Genomic DNA, 16,860 nt, shown 5'->3' with positions numbered 1-16,860 from the left:
TTCAAAAAACTGGATCAGATAATATATATGAAAAAGCTAAAATCAGGATGTAAGCTTGCGAAATATTTAATTTCCCCCTAATAATTTAAAATATTTTTTGAAAAATTTCAACAGAGAGCACAAAAGCTAAAATACCATATTTTATTGTAGTCTCTTACGTATTTTCTCACTTTTGAGTTCGCGTAGCGCATCTTTTCCTATCCAACGGGCATTGGGTAATTCGTGTGCTGCAAGCCGTTCCGCCACTAACAAAGCCATGGTACGTAAAGTGGCGTTACGCTTACCGATCTGCCGCAGGGCCCAGTTCACTGCTTTTTTTACAAAATTTCGCTCATCATAAGCTTCGCGTTCTATCAGCGGGAAGAAGGCCGCCAGCTTGGCATCTTCCGCTTTTTTATCATGGATTGCCAGGCCGGCCATCAGCACAAAACCCGCCCGCTTGACAAATTCCTCATGACGCTCACTCCAGGCCAGGGCTTTATCGTAAGCGTAGGAGGTACGGCAAAACAGATTGCTACAGGTCTGGTCACATATATCCCAGGAGTTAAAGTCCTGTACCCAGGCTTCCATCTGCTGCACCGTTACTGCTTTAACATCATCCAGTAAGCCCGCCATGATACGAACTTCATGAATCTCTGTCTGCCAAAGCTGCAGGGCCAGTTCATGATTTTTATGATAGGTTTTGGCCAAACTCCTGATGACAGGCATCTTGACTCCCAGTATTTTCTCACCCTGAACCCCCAGTTGGCGTAAGCTACTCAGATATTCCTGATTACTTTGAGACTTGAGTTCAGCCAGAATATCTTGGGCTGAGGGAGAATTTTGCTTCATGTCGGTTGTAGATCTGATCTAAATATTTACATGTTTCCAAGTATATGTCTGTTCAATTTTCTCCTGTCATTTGGCATTACTTACGATATCAAAGAGTTTAGTTTCTTTGAAGCTTAGTTGAGCCACCGGCCTCACCCTGCCGGAAGGGTTCAGCAAAGACCAGTGTTTTATATATCGCAAAGTAATTTGCTCACCTTCCAGGCCTTTTTGTAGCTTTTCAAGCTTAAGTCCCTGCTCCAGCCCCCGGTTGATATAATAATAATGATTATCCTCAGCCAGCCTGATGATGACATCCAGCCTACCTCCTTCTTCAATTGCCTGTACTTTAGCGGAAATTTTTACCGTATTATCCTGGGTCGCAGGAACAACTGGCATAAAAATCAGAAAAAGTGCCAATATCAAGACCATACTCATGATGGCCAGCAGCAGGCTTAGGGGGAAACGTTTTCTTCTCATCTTTGAAAATTTGTTGGGAAAGCGGAAAAGCCTTTTTTGCACGCATTGAGCTTATCCATAGCGTTACCCCTTTTTTGCGTATTATATCTCTGTAGAGACCAGTTTCATTATCATAGCGCTACATACAAACTATACTTAATGATGATTTGCAGGATTAACACAATCGGGTTAAAAATAGATAGCAGGGCAAAATGAATTTACTGCAAATTCCGAAGAAGAGCAATTTACATACAGAAATACCAGTATAAGGGACATAAAAGATTAGCAATCCAAACGATAAAGTATCAGCACTTTTTACATATATCAAAATAAAATTGTTAAATTTATATACATATTAGATTTTTTTACTGTATTTAAAATCAAATTCAAAATTTTATTTGATTAATAAGCCTTATAACCTAATATTGCAAAACAGAGTTTCAGGTAATAATACCTAAGTTCTGGTATTACATCATCTTTCAGGCAAAGCCACTTAGCTCCATATATGTCGTGTTTTTACAGAATATAAGCTTTGCAACGCTCAAATAATCATTAACCCAGGTCAAAAAAAATAAAAGCCAGAAACGCTGGTACCGTCTCTGGCTTCAGTTGAGCTTTTCCCTGCACATGCGTCAACACATCTATTCTCATAGATGACAGGGGAGTATTGTTTCAAGTCAACTTAAATGCTAATGTAATGAAAAAAAAACTCTACTACCTATTCTTTAGCAGTGGCCACTGTGGCAGCAGCCGGTGGCTTCTGTTGTTCAGCTTGCTAATCTTACAAAATCACTTATTTGCACAATCCAATATCAGCGGCCAGGTAAGCGGCGAAGGAGGAGACCCTCTGCCTGGTGTAAATGTCATCGTAAAAGGGACCTCTACCGGTACTGTTACTGATATAGATGGAAAATACTCACTTAGTGTAAGCGAAGAAGCCAGCACACTTGTCTTTTCTTTCATCGGATACCTTAGTAAAGAAGTAGCGATCGGCAACCAATCTACTGTTAATGTTGAGTTAATTACTGACGCACAACAGCTTTCAGAAGTAGTGGTTACCGCTTTGGGTATCCAACGCGAAGAACGTTCACTGGGCTATTCAGTACAGGAAATCAATACCCAGGGGCTGGAGGAAGCTCGTGAAACCAATATTGTCAACTCACTACAGGGTAAAGTCGCTGGTGTACAAATTGCTGGTTCTGCCGGAAATATTGGAGGCTCTTCCCGCATCCTGATCCGGGGTGCCAGTTCTGTTTCCGGGAATAACCAGCCTCTCTTTGTTGTGGATGGAACACCCATTGACAATTCTAACTTCAACTCAGAAGACACTCAGGCGGCTAATGGTGGTATAGATTATGGAAATGCCGCTCAGGACCTCAACCCCGACGACATCAAATCCATATCTGTACTCAAAGGTCCCAGCGCAGCAGCGCTGTATGGCTCCCGGGCTGCCAATGGCGTAATCCTGATCACTACCAAAAGCGGCAAGGGGACCAATGGCATTGGGGTGAGCATTAATTCCAACACTACTTTCAGCGAAGTGTATATCCTGCCCGACTATCAGAATGAATATGGTGGGGGATACAAGCAGGTATTTGATATGTATAATGGTGAGCCCATGGTAGCAACTCAGGCTGACGAGAGTTGGGGACCTATCCTGGATGGACAAATGGTAAGGCATTGGGACAGTTTTTACCCTAACTCTCCTGAATACGGGGAGTTACGCCCCTGGGTAGCCCAGCCTGATAATATCAAAAACTTTTACGAAACCGGTGTAAACTTATCCAATAATGTAGCGCTTACTGCGGGTAGTGACAACGCCAGCGTGCGTATATCATATACCAATCTGGATCAGAAAGGAGTTTTTCCCTATAGTGAACTGAAGCGCAACACCATTAGCGTAAATGCTGATGCCAGTATCACTGATAAGCTTACTACCAGCGTGCGCTTCAATTACATGAAGTCTAAAGTAAATGGCAGACCCGTTACCGGTGATTATATCGGAGACGGTGCGCAGAGTGTACAATCTTCCTTCAACACCTGGTTTCAGCGCCAGCTTGACATGGACAGGCTCAAGCAAACCACCACACCGGAAGGGCTGCAAAGACTGTGGAATCTTTCCGGACCTGAAAACCTGACGCCTTTTTACTGGAACAACCCCTATTGGGAATTACAGGAAGCTTCTAACCAGGATATGCGTGAGCGTGTATATGGTAACATCTCTCTCGCCTACCAGTTCAATGACCACCTCAAACTTACCGGCTGGGCCCGTACCGATTTCTACGACGACCGCCGTGAGGCATGGACGCCAATAGGCCATGTCAATATCAGTTCTTATGCTGAAGATGTGAGAAAGGTCAGTGAAAACAATTTTGAATTACTGGCCCAGTATGACCGTCGTTTCCTGAATGATAACATGTCTCTGGCAGCCAACCTGGGGGCCAACCGACGTATTCAGACGCTGTACCGCAACTATGGCAAGACCAACGGAGGATTAAGTGTTCCCTATTTCTATACGCTGGAAGCCTCCAAAGACCGCCCTACCATTACCGATATGTCGCAGGAGCGGGAAGTAAACAGTATCTATGGTAGTGTTAATCTGGGCTTCAGGGATTTTGTGTATCTGGATGCTTCCTTGAGAAATGACTGGTCCTCTACGCTTCCAGTAGATAACAATTCGTACCTCTACCCTTCATTCGCCGGTAGCTTTGTATTTTCTGAGTTTATCTCTAACAAAGGCCTCATTTCTTTTGGAAAACTTCGCGCAGGCTGGGCCAGGGTAGGTAACGATACTGACCCTTACCGGTTGTACCAGATTTATGAGCCTTTCGGATCTTTCGGCACCATTCCGCTTTTTACTGTTCCTGATATTCTTAACAATGCCAACCTCAAGCCTGAAACTACGACCTCTTATGAATTTGGTCTGGATATGCAATTCCTGAACGGGCGTATCGGCCTGGACGCAACTTACTACAGTAGTATAGCGACCAACCAGATCATCCAACTTCCGGTTTCCGGCACTTCAGGGAGCCAGTTTAACATCGTAAATGCCGGAGAGATGACGAATAATGGCATTGAACTTATGCTAACCGCTGTACCCATTGAAACCAGCAGTGGCTTCGTATGGGAAATGATCTTCAACCTTGCCAAAAATAATAACCAAGTAGTTAGCCTGGCAGATGGACAGGACAACTATCAACTGGCCGACCAAAGGGTTACCATTAATGCCCGTATCGGAGAGCCTTACGGTACTATTGTAGGCGATGGTTTTGCCACCAATGAAGACGGAGAAAGACTGGTAGACAACGAGGGCTACTATATCCGTGAGTTTGGTAAAGTCCTGGGCAACGTCATGGCCGACTATACCGGAGGTGTCAACAGTACTTTCTCTTACAAAGGCTTTATGCTTAGCGGACTGGTGGACTTCCAAAAAGGCGGAGACCTCTTTGTCGGTACCCGCTCAGTGGGAGTATATGCCGGATTACTTGAAGAGACTGTAGGCCTAAATGATCTTGGCAATCCTATGCGTAGCCCGGTAGATGAAGGGGGAGGCGTAAGAGCTGAAGGTATACTGGAAAGCGGAGAGCAGAATCAGCAATACGTAGAGGCGGTGGACTACTTCAAAGACATCACCGGCATAGATGAATACAGCGTTTTTGATGCCAGCTTCATAAAGCTGCGCGAACTGAGATTTGGCTGGGCGCTTCCCCAGCGGATGCTTGAAAATATGCCGATAAGCGGTGTGTCTTTCAGTCTGGTAGGCAGAAACCTGGCTTTGCTCTACTCTAAAGTTCCCCATGTTGATCCCGAAACTACTTTAGGCTCAGGTAATGTGCAGGGACTGGAAAACTCTCAGCTCCCCAGTACGCGCTCTGTCGGATTCAACATTAACATTAAATTATAGTCACTGCGCTATTGCTATAAAAAAGAACATCATGAAAAAGTTACCTATATTTATACTAATCTTTGCTTTGGTAGCCACTATGCCTGCCTGTGACGATGGCTTTGAGGAAATGAATGAGGACCCCAATAATCCTACGGAGGTACCTACTTCCTACATCCTTGCCGGGGCGCAGACCAAGCTCATAGAGGAACTCTTCGGCCTGTACAATGAGTCGTTTAAGTGGAACCTTACCGGCATGCGCTATATGCAGCACTGGACTTCTACCCTCTATACTTCCGAAGACCGTTATGTTACGATTGAAGGAGATTTTACGCCTGTATACTATAAAAGCTTAAGGGATTTACAAGAGGTAATTGAGCAAAACTCTAATCCTGAGACTGCTGTTCAGGCGGCTTTCTCCGGCCCTAACCAGAACCAGATAGCGGTAAGCCGTATTCTTAAGGCTTATACCTTTCATAACCTGACCGATATCTGGGGCGATATTCCGTACAGCCAAACCTTGCTGGGCTCTGAAAATGTCACGCCCATCTATGATCCACAGGAGCAAATCTATGAAGGTATTATTCAGGAGCTGGACGAAGCATATGCACAGATAGACGAGGGAGCGGGAGGTATTGAAGGAGACCTCATCTACGATGGAGATATGGCCCTGTGGAAATTGTTTGCCCAATCTTTACGGCTGCGACTGGGCATGCGCCTTTCAGAAGCCAAACCTGAACTTGGACAGGCAGTAGTAGCTGATGCTTTACAAAAGGGTGTATTTACCAGCAATGCGCAAAACGCTACTTTCACCTATAATGAGCAGGTCCCTTTTGTCAACCCCTGGTATACTGAATTTCATCTGGAGACCATTACGCTGGCGGTTTCCAATACCATGATTGACAAACTAATGGAGCTGAATGACCCTCGCCTCCCTGCCTTTGCGGAAGAAGCCGACGCTTTGGGTGAGTATGTGGGCATGCCTTATGGTGTCAATGCTGCCATTGCCGGTAGTATCAAAAATGAAGAAGTATCGCTGCCTGCTGATGCGATTACTTCCACTGATTACCCTGCTACGCTGCAAACTTATTCAGAAGTGCTCTTTCTGAGAGCCGAAGCCGCGGCACGGGGATGGACTGGTGAAGATGCCGAGCAGTTATATGAGCAGGCCATTGCCGCCTCTTTTGAGCAGTGGAACGTAGGAGATGCTGATCTTGCAGCCTACCTGGCACAGGATGAGGTCGCTTTTGATGCCAGCAATTACAAAGCATCTATCGGTAACCAAAAGTGGTTTGCTCTTTACATGCAGGGTATGGAGGCCTGGTCAGAATGGAGAAGACTGGACTACCCTCAACTGCTGCCTGCTCCTGATGCTGCCGCAGGAAGAGACATTCCCCGCCGAAGAGGTTATCCGCTCTCAGAAATCAGCCTGAATAAAAAAAATTACGATGAAGCCATCGCACGACAGGGCCCTGACCTTATGAGCACCCGTGTATGGTGGGACAAATAAAATTTTAATCTATCACTCATTCACTTAATCTATCTAATTTTATGAAAAAGATACTTTGGACAACTTGCCTGATTACGCTATGCAGCCTGCTGGGCATGAGTCAACAACTCATGGCACAACAAAGCAGCATGGAATACAAACACCCCCTGGATCCACTGGATTCCAATGAACTTAAGCTCGTAAAACAGATTCTGCTGAAAGAAAAGAAAATTCAGCATGACAGCAGCCATTACTTTAGCATGGTTTATCTGCGTGAGCCTGAAAAAGCTGAAGTAAAAGCCTGGGAACCCGGCTCGCCGATTGTGCGTGAAGCTTTTGCTGCTCTTTACCATTATTCTACCAATACCCTCACCGAAGCGATCATTAATCTGAATGACAAAAAGATCACTTCTTATGAGACGGTAGAAAACAAGCAGCCGGTTGGGCATTTTAAAAGAGACTCTATTGCCAGCGACATATTGGCTGAAGACAAAAGCTGGCTGGCCGCTCTGGAGAAAAGAGGGATCAATGTAGATTCTATTGAAGCGCATGGTAACTTTGCCGCCGATATGGGTATCGCTCCCGAAGGACATCGGGAAGTAATTGTCAGCCCATATTACAAGAACAAAAAATACCGCCGTGTGCCGGTGGGAGGACTTTATGCTTTTGTAGATCTTACTGACCAAAAAGTGCTTAAGATCGTTGACGAAGGCAAAGGCTGGAATGAGCCTACTGACCCCGGCTACTTTGACGGCGATGAGCTGGAGCCTACTCTCGCTCCTATGAAGCAGGTGATGATCAGCCAACCTGATGGTGTGAATTATGAGCTGCAGGGGAATCAGGTCATCACGCCTCACTGGAAGCTTCGCTATGGCATCCATAACCGTGAAGGACTGGTAATTTACGATGTGCAGTTTTTTGACCCTTACAAAAAAGAGTGGCGCAAAATCATGTACCGTGGCTCAGCTGTGGAAATGGTAGTAAACTACGGATCACCTGACCTGCTTAATGCTACCAACAACTACTTTGACCAAGGAGAGTTCAGGTTTTTCCAGAGCAAAAACAGGCCGCTTACCGCCGGTTCCGATGCTCCTGAGAACGCTACTTACCTCGATGCCACCGTACACGGACATCATGGTGAGCCTGTAAAAATTGATAGTGCGGTAGCCATTTACGAAGAATATGGAGGTCCGCTCTGGAGACATGAAAAGCATGCCCGCCGAGCTACTGACCTGTCAATCAAATACTATATCACTGCCGGTAATTACGATTATGGGTTTAAGTGGATCTTTAAAGAGAATGGTGTGATTCAGGTAGATAACGAGCTACAGGGCATTGTACACATCCGCAGTGTGGAGCGTCCGGACGATATGCCTACTCATAAAGAAGAGATGATTGATGGTAGCTATCCAGGAGTAACCGTCTATCCACATGTGGAAGCTAACAATCACCAGCACTGGCATGTGTTCCGCCTGGATATGGATGTAGATGGCACCCACAATACAGTAGCCGAGGTAAATAATGTAAGCCCTGCTGCCGGTCCTGAAAATCCTTATCGTAATGTAATCATCGCCAAGCCCACCATGCTGAAAACAGAGAAGCAGGCCATACGAAATAATGATGAAACCACCAGCCGACGCTGGAGAGTCATGACTCCCGGTGTGCGCGACTCATTGGGCCGCATGCCTAGCTATGTGCTGATGCCTTCTCCCGGTACTACGCCATTGGCACATGAAGGGTCTTCTCTCTCAAACCGTGCTAAAGTGCTTTACAACCATTTCTGGGTAACGCCTTATGAGCGTGATGAGATTTACCCTGCCGGTATGTACCCTGCCAGTAACCAGAAGTGGGAAGGACTTCCTCAGTGGACAAAACAGGACAGAAATATTGAGAACACGGATGTAGTATTGTGGTACGTGATGGGTAAAACCCACATCGTGCGCTCTGAGGACTGGCCTATTATGAACCGGGCGTATATGTCATTCCAGTTGGTTCCTTTCGGCTTTTTTGAGCAAAATCCTGCTTTGGGAGTACCTCCGGTAAGCATGCCTGATGGCCTTACCAAAAAGGCTACTCCTGACAAAAACTTAAGCGGGCAGAAAACTCCTGCCAGCGGAGAGCGTGAATGAGGGAGTTGTTCCAAGGCCGTATCACCGCTCATTTGAGCAGGGGTACGGCCCCCTTTTCACTTTAAATTTGGTAGTTGTATTTTAAAATCAGTCCCTTTACCCGGGGCTGATTTTACATTGATATCCCCGCCTAATTTTTCTACTGCCTCCTTTACAATGTATAGTCCCAGGCCTGAGCCACTGGACCGATTGGTAGCACGAAAAAACATATTAAAGATCTTATCCAGATACTCCTTCTTGATGCCTATCCCATTATCCTTGATCTCAATAAGCACCCCCTCTTCCAAGCTTTCTACATTTACCGAGATAATGGGATCTTCCTCGGCCGGATTGCTATACTTGATTGCATTAGAGAGCAGATTATTGAATATGATTTTGAGCCGGCCCGTGTCAGAATAAAACTCAAGTTCCTCTGGATATTTCAGGTCTAGCTTCACCTTACGGGCATTATCCATAAAAGAGAGACTTTCTGCAATGGTATTGATCATTTGCCTGAAGTCTATCGGTACTTTTTGTACTTCTACTCTTGAGTTTTTAGAATAATCATTGATCTCCTGTATCGTCTCATCCAGCTTGTAGATACTCTTTCTGATCAGGTCAATGAACTGCCCTTTTTCTGCTTCAGACCGAGCGTCACGTAATACATCTACTATGCCCATTACTGAAGTGAGGGGAGCCCTCAGGTTGTGCGAAGTACTGTAGACAAAGTAATCCAGTTCCGTATTAGTTTTGCGGAGCTCTTCATTATTCTTTTGCAGACGTTCCTCATTTTCTTTGAGGGCAGTAATATCCCAATGAATTCCGATCATACGCACCGCATTCTGCTCATTGTCAAAAAGCACCTTAGCTGAAGACTTAATGTGCCTTATCTCTTTGCTGTCTGCTTTGATAATTCTGAACTGTAAGTTTATACTATCTCCTTGCATAGATTTGAGGGTTTCTATGTCAGGAATCCTGTCTCTGTCTTCAGGGTACAAAAGCGTTCGCAGCTTCTCTAGTGAAGCTTGTACATGCTTCTCACTGACTCCAAATATTTTGCAGGTTTGTCTATCCCAGCGCAGGATATCTTGTTGAATATCCATATCCCATACACCAATCTGCGCGGATTCTGCAGCCAGCCTAAGGCGCTCAGAATACTTCTTTACTTCTTCTTCTCTTAGTTTGCGCTCTGTAATATCCTGAATTGACCCTCTGATTTTGATGACCTTACCATTTACCTGAGTTACAATACCACCGGTGGTACGTACCCATTTCAGGTTACCTTTGGATGTGATAATTCTTAGCTCAAGGTCATACTTTATGCCAGTGCTTGTCATTTTTTTCAGTGCTTCTTCCACCACCGGACGATCCTCAGGATGATAGAACTCTATACCTTTTTCTAGTTCTAGCTCCTCTCCATAAGGCACTTCGTGCACCGCATAAGTTTCTTCAGTCCAAATAAGCTCATTAGTAATTACGTTGACCTCCCAGCCTCCTACTTTTGCCAGTCTGCTGGTCTCTTCCAGCAAACGCTCCAGTTCAGTTTCTTTGGTAATATCCTGAATAGTGCCTAAAATTCTGACAGCCTTTCCATGTCCATCAGTAACTAAGCGGTTTTGTGCTCTTACGTACTTAAGTCGTCCTTTTTTGTCTATAATCCTAAATTCCAGATCAGTGACTTTCTGCGCCTGCATCATCAAATCAATAGCTGTCTGTATCCTTTCTTTATCGTCTGGGTGAACAAACTCAACAAAATTCAGCGCAGATTTTTGAGTTTCATCTCTTTGTAAACCAAGAAGATTATAAAACTCTTCCGACATATAGGATTTCATTGCAGGCAGCTCCAGTTCCCAACTTCCTATCTTGGCGATTTTCTGCGCTACATTGAGTGACATACGGATTTCTTCCAGCTCTATAGCTGCTTTTTTCCTATCAGTAATATCTCTAAAGTTTGCTACTAAGCCTTGTATTGCAGGGTCTCCCAGTAAGTTTGTAATATGTGTCTCTATCCATATTACTTTACCGTCTTTGCGGGTGCTACGTACCTCAAAAGATACACGCTCTCCTGGTTTTTGAATCAGACTACTCATTTTTTCATCCGCTGCTGGCAGATCCGCAGGGTAGATAAAATCCCTCCCGCTCATTTTCAATGCTTCTTCCTGTGTATAACCAATAATCTGGGTAGCTGAAGAGGAAATATATTTGATGCTGGAATCTGGACCATATACTACGATGCCATCAAAGCTTTTCTCAATAAGCCCTTTGAATTTCCGTTCATTGTTGGCTAGCTGTTCGTTGAGTTCTACGGTCTTGTCTAAAGTTTGCCTCAATTCCTCCTCACTAGCCCTCAATTCTTCATTTAATGTGTGCGTTTCCCGGAAAAGCTCTGTCTTTTCTATCTCAATCAGCTTTTGTGTATGAATATCTCGTATCACAGCTACGAGCTCTGTTTTTCCATTATTGTCAAAAGCTCTGGCACTAGCCTCTACCCAGAGATACGCACCACTTTTCTTTTTCAGGCGAGTGATAAAGCGAATAAGATTTCCGTCCAGTGCTTCCTGTACATGATTCATAATCTTATAGTGATCTTCAGGATACACCAGTTCGGCAAATGAACTACCAATCAGCTCTTCAGGCAGATATCCTATCATCTCTTTGCTGGAAGGTGTAGCAAAAGTGATGTTGAAATCAAGATCATGTTTGATGAGCATATCAGTCACATTATCTGCCAATAACCTGTAACGGTTACGGCTTTCTTCCAGGTCCAGGACTGTTCTGGCCCGATACAGTGTATTGGCCAGAATTGACCCTAATAGTTTGAGTAATGTAACTGCATCGTAATCCCAGCATTTATCTTTCTTCATAGAAAGAAAGACTAAAAAACCCATCACTTCCTGCTCATAGGCTACTGGTACACTGATCATGGCATTTACACCATAGGCCTCCATTTCCCGTCTGGTGTTTTTAGCTTCTGCGGGCAGACCTTCTTTGTTAGAGATTTCTACAGCCTCTAGGTTCATGATCTTTTCTTTCCACCACACAAAGGGACCAGCGGGGTATTTGTGGGATTCCGGTGGCGATGATGGGATACCTGCCGCACAGTATTCATACTGCAACTCACTTTCAGAAGTATCTTCATTGAACAAGTACATCATCGCTCTGTCAAAGCCGGTAAATTCAGTAACATCTCCCAGCGCCTCAATGATATGTGCTCCCAGGTTCTGATACTTCAAATTGACCAGGCCGGTAGAAATTTCCAGTAACAGCTCATTAAAAGTTTTTAAATAATGAACTTTATTTTCTGTTCTTTTGCGCTCTGTAATATCGTACCCTATCCCCTGAAGCTCTACAACTTCTCCCTCTTCATTTGTAATTCCTGTAAACTCCCAGTAGTTGGTAATATAAGAGCCATCACCCTTGGGCCTGCGTATCTCAATAGGGACAGCAACCCCCGGATAGGCCATACATCTGCGAATCCCTTCTCTGCATTTCTCAATATCGTCGGGATGAATTTCCGAAGAAAAATGCTTTCCTATAATACTTTCATCGTAATCGAAGCTTTCTAAAAAGTGCTTGTTTACAAAAATATAATGTCCTTCAAGGTCAACTCTTGCCAGAAAGTTAGTTTGTGATTCAATTAGAGAGGCCAATTCTTTATTGCGCCGTACCAGCTCCTGCTCTTGCCTTTTCTTTTCGGTGATATCTTTGGACACCCCTATAAATCCGATAAAATCGGACCCATTTTCATCATATAACATGCTGAGCTTAACATCTGCCCATACTTCTTTTCCGTCTCGCCGGGTATACTGCCAGTCCCTACGGCGGTAATAGTCTTTTTTCCCACCCGCTTTCGTGATAAAGTCATCTACATTAAATGCGGGATTAAGCTTATTGATATTACCCCCCACCATCTCCTGCCGGGTATAACCAAAAAGCTCAGTAGCGGCATCATTCCAGTAAGTAATCACTCCTCTACTGTCGGTCACTATTACGCTATCCTGCACATTGCCGAGAATGATGGATTGGTATTGCAACTGCTGCCTTTGATGTACTTCTTTGCTTATGTCTTTTAATAAGATGATTCTCCCTTTTCCAAAATCCCCTACTGTATCCTGCGCATGCCCCCGGACAAACTTGTACAGCTCCGGCGTATTCCACCATGTCTTGCATTCTTCAAGCTCATTGCGAGTACCCTGGATTAGTTCTTCAATTAGTAAGGCTCCAGACTTTTCCTGTGGCAGAATAGATTCGTAAGTACTATTGCTTATTTTATCAAGGCTTATCTCACACAATGCTGCAAATGCAGCATTGGCAAGCTTAATGTTTCCATGTTGATCTATCACACAAATACCTGAATCAACAGCATTCAAACAGGTATTTATTAATTCTGAAGAATTTGGCATGAAAAGATGGTTAAGGTTGTTTTATTTTTTTACAAAATATAGAAAAATCCATTGGTTTACGGGTAAAACGTGATTTTACTCATCTTTCCCTTCAAAGTACCGCAGTGGCAAAGGCATTATACTCAAGTACAATAATAGCCATTTTAAGCCATTTACTTGAGCTATTTGCTTAAAATGCACAAAACTGGTATTTTCCTAAGAAACCTGCCCGATGCTGCACTTAGTTATGTTCTCACATAATTGAATAATTAGTATTGACTATATTTTGCAAGCATTGGCGCTAAATTTTCGTTGGCTAACGTCCTCATTATATACTTCCAAACCTATAATAATTAACCATCTTAATCGGTTACTTTTTATGATGTTTGAAGCGCTTACCACCTCTATGAATCATCACCAGCCCTTCACACCAAAGCTACCGATAAGTGTATATATCTCCCTTTAACATCCTAAGCTTTTGAGCGTTTGCTATTATTGAATTTTTCAAAAAAATTAAGTAATACTACTTCTCTGTTAATACATCACTTTATCTGTATTTCTTATGCCCGGAATTGATTATTTCCAAATCTTCACTCGTAACGTACTGCTCTCAATAGGCATTATCTTGCTCATTGACCTTGCACTGGTAAATATCCTAAAGGGATTTGGCTTCTCACCTGTACTACTCTACTCCTTGCTAGTTGGTACCCTGGCAGGCCTGGCGACTGCAGCTTATGAGATTTTGCTTGAGTATAAGCTCAGGAAAAAGGTAAAACGCAAAAAGCTTTTGGTCAGAAAGGTTAACCAAAGTATAAACCCTTCTTACTATATCCGGCTTATGAGACTTTTTATCATCAGTAGCACTTTTTGTCTCCTTTTGATCACTCTAAGCTCTTTTTTTGAGCCTTACCCCCTTAGTGTGTATGCGCAACTTTCAGTAGTTCCGGTGTTGCTTGCTTTAGGAGCCAATGTTTCTCAAACGTATGTCCTCTGTATTGACATAAAAGGCCCGAAGAAAAAGTTGCTGAATGTCGTTCAATACAGATTAAGGGATTCTGTTTTCTCAGTAAGCTATAAAGCCAACTACCATCTGGAGTATCAGCTCGACAACTCATTAAGGTATCTCTATGCCTACTGCTTTGCGCCTGACCGCTGCACGCTTGAAATGCTGATCTATCAAAATCATATAGAAATCATAGGCGCCTCTCGTTACCTGGAAGCAATTATGGATGATCCTTATATCTTTCAGGTGATTAGTGAGCAGCAAAAAAAAGACAGCGATAAAGTTACTCAAGCTTAATTTCCTGCTTTCCTCCTCCGAGTTTGACGGTTTTATTATTCCATACAAAAGTACCACTCAACCCCTGAGGAAGATCAACCGTTCCCTGTATTCCCTTTTCACCCTTACGCTCTAAGTCTACCTCTATCATACCCAGCGGGTGGGGCGTACTTCCGGAAACTTCATCCAGATAACCTAAAGCCGGGGCAATTTGTACAGAAGCATAGTGCGGACTACCGGGCATAATACCGGCCACAGTAGCCAAAAACTCATAGTTGGGGCTGGCACTCCAGGCATGACAGTCCGAGCGGGTATTGTCTTCATGCTCGGCAAAAGTAGTCAGGCCCTGTTCCAGCATGTCAGTCCAGGTACTCATATTATTGACAAAATAGTCTGCCTTACCTACTTTATTAGCAGCACGAGTCAGGTAAAAGCGATAGTAGATATTGCACTGTACCAGGCTGGTATCCGCTACAAGCTTGTCAAATAAGGCTACCTGCATTTCTTCGGGTGCCGTATCCGTCAGGATAGCCATAATGTTAGTATGCTGACTGAAGGCATCTTTTTCGGGGGTTTCAGCAATAAGTTTTCTGGAATCATCATAGCCCAACGCCATCACTGCTTCTTTCATCTGAGCAGACAGCTCCCGATAATGGTCCGCCAGGTAGGACTTACCATAACTTTCAAAAAGCTCTACAGCATAGTCTGCTGCATAGATAAACTGAAGCGTGAGCAAAATAGAATTCCCTTCCTCTGCTCCGGGAGGTGTCCCCCGGCTGAAGCCTTCAACTGCATCGGCATAGTTCCACCAGAGCAAACCACCCAGCAGACCGCTATTATCCAACTGATCTTCAAACCAGGTCAGCACTGACTCAACCCCGGGCAGCATTTCTTTGATAAAAGCCTCATCCTCTCTGTACATATGGTAATCATGCACCATGGCAATCCAGAAGAGGGCGTAAGGAGGGATGTATTGTGCCAGTCCGGAAGGATAGCGACTCATCGTGATGCCTTCCGGCGCACGCGAATGATCAAACTGCATAAGAGAATTGCGCATCAAACGATCATCGCCTGAGACATAGAGAGAAATTAATGCCTGTATGCGCGTATCTCCGATGTACTGCAGTTGCTCATAATATGGACAATCCATATAGGTTTCGGTAGCACAGAGGCGAGCGGTACGCCAGCCTACTTCCCAGATGTCTTCTGTCACCTCATCATTCGTGCTGAACATTGCTTTTTCTTCAAAGGGATAATTGGAATAAATACCATAAAAGTCCTGTACTTCTAACGGATCGCCTTCCGTCGCTACTTCCAGCAGTACATAGCGATAGGTACGGTTCCAGAGCGGACGAAATGTTCTGTCATCTCCTCCATCCGTTTCAAAAATATCGTAATAACCAATAATATTTTTGCCCTCAGTTTCGTCACGGTTTCCTTTTTGACGACTTTCATCATACAAAGCTTCTGAATAGGTGATCTTAATCTGGCTTCCCGCGCCTCCGCTCAGTTTGAGCTCGGGATATCCGGCTACCAGATAAGTCTGGTCCAGCAGCAGACGGGCTTTGGTATTGGCGGGAATTGTCCAGCTTTCTTCTCCTTGTATAAATCCCTCCGGGGCGCTGCTACCTTCGCTACGTTCTATTTCTTTAAACCTTTCTACATATTCTTCCATCATCGGAATATTACGAGGAATCAGGTTGTAACCACCATCTCCGTAGCCGTAAGGGAATCCGTAGGGGGCTCCTCTTTTGAGGTTTCTGGGCTTGAGCCATTCATCATCATTATAAGCTGTTTCTTCCCATCCCCAGGGGTACTGTTCTCCATCTACATGATCGGTAGCGCCTACGGCATAGTAACCGAGTACTGTAAAATCCTGCTGGGTGAGCGGCTGATAAGCCTCATTTTCTACTACTTTCCATTCTCCCTCACCTGTGTTAACTACATGCTCTGCCTCAGTATTGCCCTGTAGGATAAAGCCGGTATAGTAGGAATGCTGTGCTACGGGCATATCCTCACCGAAATTCCATACCACAGCGGCAATCACATTTTTACCCACTTGCAAATGCTCGGAGATATCATAGGTTTCATAACGCCAGTGCAACAAATCCCCCCGGGCTGGACCGAAACCTACCGGCTGACCGTTCACAAAAAGACGGTAACGATTATCGGCTGAAGCATGTACTACAAACGAGGCTGGCTGGCTTGGCAGGTCAAAAGTGTTGCGAAAGTGGAAAACGCCATAAGTAGTGAGTGGGGCAGTAGGGTGAGTGATCCAGGACGCATCCCACTGATGACGCAGAAGCTCAGGGTTAATGTCAGGGGACTGAGCTGATACATCAAAACATGAAAAGAACAGCAGTAAGCCAAAAAGTTGTTTTTTCATAGAGATAAAGGTGGTTGTAGTAGGTAGCTAGTATATAAGAAAGCCACTGCTTTTGACAGTGGCTTCG

8 protein-coding genes are annotated in these 16,860 nt (G+C 44.4%); 4 read left to right on the top strand and 4 right to left on the bottom strand.

Annotated features, from left to right (window positions below):
* Window positions 1-141: 141 nt before the first annotated feature.
* Entirely contained in the window at window positions 142-831 is a 690-nt protein-coding gene (locus OKW21_RS31070; RefSeq protein WP_277487400.1) for a DNA alkylation repair protein, read from the bottom strand.
* 66 nt (window positions 832-897) lie between these two features.
* The gene (locus OKW21_RS31065) at window positions 898-1,287 is read right to left on the bottom strand and encodes a hypothetical protein (protein WP_277487398.1); all 390 of its coding nucleotides are present in this window, start codon (window positions 1,285-1,287) and stop codon (window positions 898-900) included.
* A gap of 676 nt (window positions 1,288-1,963) precedes the next feature.
* Here OKW21_RS31065 and OKW21_RS31060 point away from each other — a divergent pair.
* The 3 genes from OKW21_RS31060 to OKW21_RS31050 are packed head-to-tail and all read left to right on the top strand — an operon-like array spanning window position 1,964 to window position 8,767.
* Window positions 1,964-5,170, top strand: a complete 3,207-nt coding sequence (locus OKW21_RS31060) for a SusC/RagA family TonB-linked outer membrane protein (RefSeq protein ID WP_277487396.1) — start codon at window positions 1,964-1,966, stop codon at window positions 5,168-5,170.
* 31 nt (window positions 5,171-5,201) lie between these two features.
* Window positions 5,202-6,659 carry a SusD/RagB family nutrient-binding outer membrane lipoprotein gene (locus OKW21_RS31055; RefSeq protein WP_277487393.1) on the top strand — a complete coding sequence of 486 codons (1,458 nt, stop codon included), beginning with the start codon at window positions 5,202-5,204 and terminating at the stop codon, window positions 6,657-6,659.
* A 41-nt stretch (window positions 6,660-6,700) separates the two neighbouring features.
* A complete protein-coding gene (locus tag OKW21_RS31050; RefSeq protein WP_277487391.1) occupies window positions 6,701-8,767 on the top strand; it encodes a copper amine oxidase in 2,067 nt (688 codons plus the stop codon).
* Window positions 8,768-8,823: 56 nt separating this feature from the next.
* Here OKW21_RS31050 and OKW21_RS31045 read toward each other — a convergent pair whose 3' ends face one another.
* Window positions 8,824-13,149 carry a PAS domain S-box protein gene (locus OKW21_RS31045; RefSeq protein WP_277487390.1) on the bottom strand — a complete coding sequence of 1,442 codons (4,326 nt, stop codon included), beginning with the start codon at window positions 13,147-13,149 and terminating at the stop codon, window positions 8,824-8,826.
* A gap of 541 nt (window positions 13,150-13,690) precedes the next feature.
* Here OKW21_RS31045 and OKW21_RS31040 point away from each other — a divergent pair.
* On the top strand, window positions 13,691-14,428 hold the full coding sequence (locus tag OKW21_RS31040) for a hypothetical protein (protein WP_277487389.1): 738 nt from the start codon (window positions 13,691-13,693) through the stop codon (window positions 14,426-14,428).
* Here the strand turns inward: OKW21_RS31040 and OKW21_RS31035 are convergent.
* On the bottom strand, window positions 14,415-16,793 hold the full coding sequence (locus tag OKW21_RS31035) for a family 78 glycoside hydrolase catalytic domain (protein WP_277487388.1): 2,379 nt from the start codon (window positions 16,791-16,793) through the stop codon (window positions 14,415-14,417). The genes OKW21_RS31040 and OKW21_RS31035 overlap by 14 nt on opposite strands.
* Window positions 16,794-16,860 lie beyond the last annotated feature (67 nt).

Origin of the sequence: Catalinimonas alkaloidigena, from assembly GCF_029504655.1 — a bacterium.
In the GTDB taxonomy this organism is placed as follows: domain Bacteria; phylum Bacteroidota; class Bacteroidia; order Cytophagales; family Cyclobacteriaceae; genus Catalinimonas; species Catalinimonas alkaloidigena.
This window is presented reverse-complemented; position numbering and strand designations above follow the sequence as displayed.

What these genes read in the sequence shown, in the direction of transcription:
- OKW21_RS31070 (WP_277487400.1), bottom strand. Translation starts at nt 831, where the DNA reads ATGAAGCAAAATTCTCCCTCAGCCCAAGATATTCTGGCTGAACTCAAG.
- OKW21_RS31035 (WP_277487388.1), bottom strand. Translation starts at nt 16,793, where the DNA reads ATGAAAAAACAACTTTTTGGCTTACTGCTGTTCTTTTCATGTTTTGAT.
- OKW21_RS31055 (WP_277487393.1), top strand. Translation starts at nt 5,202, where the DNA reads ATGAAAAAGTTACCTATATTTATACTAATCTTTGCTTTGGTAGCCACT.
- OKW21_RS31040 (WP_277487389.1), top strand. Translation starts at nt 13,691, where the DNA reads ATGCCCGGAATTGATTATTTCCAAATCTTCACTCGTAACGTACTGCTC.
- OKW21_RS31050 (WP_277487391.1), top strand. Translation starts at nt 6,701, where the DNA reads ATGAAAAAGATACTTTGGACAACTTGCCTGATTACGCTATGCAGCCTG.
- OKW21_RS31060 (WP_277487396.1), top strand. Translation starts at nt 1,964, where the DNA reads ATGAAAAAAAAACTCTACTACCTATTCTTTAGCAGTGGCCACTGTGGC.
- OKW21_RS31065 (WP_277487398.1), bottom strand. Translation starts at nt 1,287, where the DNA reads ATGAGAAGAAAACGTTTCCCCCTAAGCCTGCTGCTGGCCATCATGAGT.
- OKW21_RS31045 (WP_277487390.1), bottom strand. Translation starts at nt 13,149, where the DNA reads ATGCCAAATTCTTCAGAATTAATAAATACCTGTTTGAATGCTGTTGAT.